This window comes from Collinsella sp. HCP3S3_E11 (assembly GCF_052067375.1).
In the GTDB taxonomy this organism is placed as follows: Bacteria; Actinomycetota; Coriobacteriia; order Coriobacteriales; family Coriobacteriaceae; genus Collinsella.
Genome location: NZ_JBQHQI010000024.1, coordinates 1 through 3,227, shown reverse-complemented (window position 1 = coordinate 3,227; position 3,227 = coordinate 1). Strand labels below are relative to the sequence as shown.

Below are 3,227 nucleotides of genomic sequence, written 5' to 3'. Positions count from 1 at the left end.
TGCTGTACAAGGAGGGCCTGGACCTTCTCGTCGTGCCCTCCGCCGAGCTCTCCCGCGGCCGTGGCGGCCCGCGCTGCATGAGCATGCCCTTCTGGCGCGAGGACCTCTAAGTCTTTCCGTTTCCGGTGCGGTCCCCCTACAACCGCACCGGTTTCGCCCGTCAAACGGGCAACACTAATTACTTGCGTAATTCATTTTTCGAAAGGAAACGAACCATGGGTGTTAACCTCTCCGGCCGTAGCTTCCTCAAGCTCCTCGACCTCACCACTGAGGAGATCGAGTACCTGCTCAAGCTCTCCAAGAACTTCAAGGACATGAAGCGCGCTGGCGTTCCGCACCGCTATCTCGAGGGCAAGAACATCGTTCTGCTCTTCCAGAAGACCTCCACTCGCACCCGCTGCGCCTTCGAGGTCGGCGGCATGGATCTGGGCATGGGCGTCACCTACCTCGATCCGGGTTCGTCGCAGATGGGCAAGAAGGAGTCCATCGAGGACACCGCCCGCGTTCTCGGCCGCATGTATGACGGCATCGAGTTCCGTGGTTTTGCCCAGGACGACGTCGAGGAGCTCGCCGCTAAGTCCGGCGTGCCCGTGTGGAACGGCCTGACCACTGAGTGGCATCCCACCCAGATGCTCGCCGACATCCTGACCGTCCAGGAGAACTTCAACTACGACATCAAGGGCAAGACCCTCGTCTTCATGGGCGACTGCAAGAACAACGTTGCTCGCTCCCTCATGGTTGTCTGCTCCAAGCTCGGCATGAATTTCGTGGCCTGTGGCCCCGAGGAGTGCATGCCCGCTGACGACGTCATCGAGGCCTGCAAGCCCATCGCCGAGGCTAACGACTGCACCATCAAGCTGACCACCGACGTCAAGGACGGCGTCACCGGTGCCGACGTTATCTACACCGACGTGTGGGTCTCCATGGGCGAGCCTGACGAGGTCTGGGCCGAGCGCATCGCTCAGCTCACCCCGTATCGTGTCACCTCCGAGGTCATGGCTATGGCCAACCCGGGTGCCATCTTCCTGCACTGCCTGCCCAGCTTCCACGACACCAACACCACGATTGGCGCCGAGAAGTGCGAGCAGTTCGGCATTACCGAGCAGGAGGTCACCGACGAGGTCTTCGAGAGCCCCGCTTCCAAGGTTTTCGACGAGGCCGAGAACCGCATGCACACCATCAAGGCTGTCATGTACGCAACGCTCAAGTAAGAGCCTTTAAGCATTTCGCTCGGGGTGTATTGCTGCACACCCCGAGCGGTTTGTCTGGTAAATATCTTGCGTCGGGCGGTGGGCACGGCACGGAAGATCCGCTTCGCGCGAGAAAGTTAAATGATTTATGAAGGGGGGATGAGAACCATGACTGAGACCGCTAAGAAAAAGCGCGGTATGCCTTCATCGTTCACCATTCTTCTAGCTCTGCTGGCAATTGTTGCAGTGATTACCGTTATCGTCTCCGGCACGTCCGGCGGCGCTGTTACTGCAGCCCGTCTGAGCGATTTCTGCACCGCCCCGATCCTGGGCTTCGCTGACGCTCTGCCCGTCTGCCTCTTCGTTATGATCCTCGGTGGCTTCCTCGGTATGATGACCGAGACTGGCGCCCTGGACAACGGCATCGCCGTTCTGGTGCAGAAGCTTAAGGGCAACGAGATCATGCTCGTTCCTGTCCTTATGCTCATCTTCTCCCTCGGTGGTACCACCTATGGTATGTGCGAGGAGACCGTTCCCTTCTACGCCCTGCTCGCCGCTACCATGATGGCTGCCGGCTTCGACCCCATGGTCGGCGCTGCTACCGTCCTGCTCGGCGCTGGCTGCGGCTGCCTGGGCTCCACGGTTAACCCGTTCGCCGTCGGCGCTGCCGTCGACGCTCTGACCGGCGTTGGCATTGAGGTCAACCAGTCCATCATCATCGGCCTCGGTGCCGTCCTGTGGATTGTTACCACGGCCATTTCCATCTTCTTCGTCATGGGCTATGCCAAGAAGGTCAAGGCTGACAAGGGTTCCACCATCCTGTCGATGCAGGAGCTCAAGGACGCCGAAGAGGCTCACGGCAAGGCTGCTTCCGAGGTTAACAGGGAGGTCAAGCTCACCGGTCGTCAGAAGGGTGTTCTGATCGCCTTTGCCTTCACCTTCGTCGTCATGATCGTCGGCTTCATTCCGCTGGCCGACCTCAACGAGGGCGTCGCCAACTTCTTTGACGCTGGCGCTGTCTACGATGCCGACGGTAACACCGTCGTCCAGGGCTGGTCTGCCCTGATCACCGGCCTGCCCATTGGCCAGTGGTACTTCGACGAGGCTTCCACCTGGTTCTTCCTCATGGCTATCCTGATCGGTATCATCGGTGGCCTGTCCGAGAAGCAGATCGTTAACACCTTCATCACCGGTGCCGCCGACATGATGTCCGTTGTTCTCGTCATCGCCCTCGCCCGTGGCATCTCCGTCCTCATGGCCAACACCGGTCTCGACGTCTACGTCCTCGACGCTGCCGCCAGTGCCCTGGCTGGTCTGTCCGGCGTGATCTTCGCTCCCATGAGCTTCCTGGTCTACTTCGGCCTGTCCTTCCTGATCCCGTCGACCTCTGGTATGGCTACCGTCTCCATGCCCATCATGGGACCGCTGGCTGTTAAGCTCGGCTTCTCGCCCGAGGTCATGGTCATGATCTTCTCCGCCGCCATCGGTGTCGTGAACCTGTTCACCCCGACCTCCGGTGCCATCATGGGCGGTCTCGCCCTGGCCAAGATCGAGTGGACGACCTGGCTCAAGTTTGCCCTTAAGCTCATCGTCGTTCTCTCCGTCGTCTGCGCCATCATCCTGACCGTCGCCTGCGTGTTGATCTAAGTACCCAACGGGTGCCCCACGGAAACCTTGACGATCCTGTAGAGGATCACTTGGTCATCGTCTGTCCGGTGGGGTCAACCCACCGGTAGACTCCTACCTTTAGCCCCCTCCCGTTCCGTGCGCGGGAGGGGGCGCTCTTATGTTGCGCGCCGCCCAGAACGACAATTTGTCATTCAAAAGGCAAGGCATGACCAAAAGGCCTATGCCCTCCTCTTTCACGTCACCTTGCTCGCTCTGGCGGTCTTTCGCTGACTTATGCTCAACCTGCGATGTTGCCATTGCTGGTGCAGGGGAAGTGCGTTTGGGGCAGCTAATTTGGGACGGGGCTTTTTTGACTACCCTTTATGTGGGCTGTCTCTTATACACATCTCCGAGCCCACGAGACCCAAG

The 3,227-nt window shown here is 59.7% G+C and carries 3 protein-coding genes; all 3 read left to right on the top strand.

The window, feature by feature from the left end; genetic code table 11:
* On the top strand, positions 1-110 hold a 110-nt coding region (locus ACTM86_RS08855), incomplete at its 5' end, for an arginine deiminase family protein (protein ID WP_148332920.1).
* Between the two features lie 105 nt (positions 111-215).
* The gene (argF, locus tag ACTM86_RS08850; protein WP_154515223.1) at positions 216-1,211 is read left to right on the top strand and encodes an ornithine carbamoyltransferase; all 996 of its coding nucleotides are present in this window, start codon (positions 216-218) and stop codon (positions 1,209-1,211) included.
* Positions 1,212-1,349: 138 nt separating this feature from the next.
* A complete protein-coding gene (locus tag ACTM86_RS08845; RefSeq protein WP_441016663.1) occupies positions 1,350-2,837 on the top strand; it encodes a YfcC family protein in 1,488 nt (495 codons plus the stop codon).
* Positions 2,838-3,227 lie beyond the last annotated feature (390 nt).

What these genes read in the sequence shown, in the direction of transcription:
- argF (WP_154515223.1), top strand. Translation starts at nt 216, where the DNA reads ATGGGTGTTAACCTCTCCGGCCGTAGCTTCCTCAAGCTCCTCGACCTC.
- ACTM86_RS08845 (WP_441016663.1), top strand. Translation starts at nt 1,350, where the DNA reads ATGAGAACCATGACTGAGACCGCTAAGAAAAAGCGCGGTATGCCTTCA.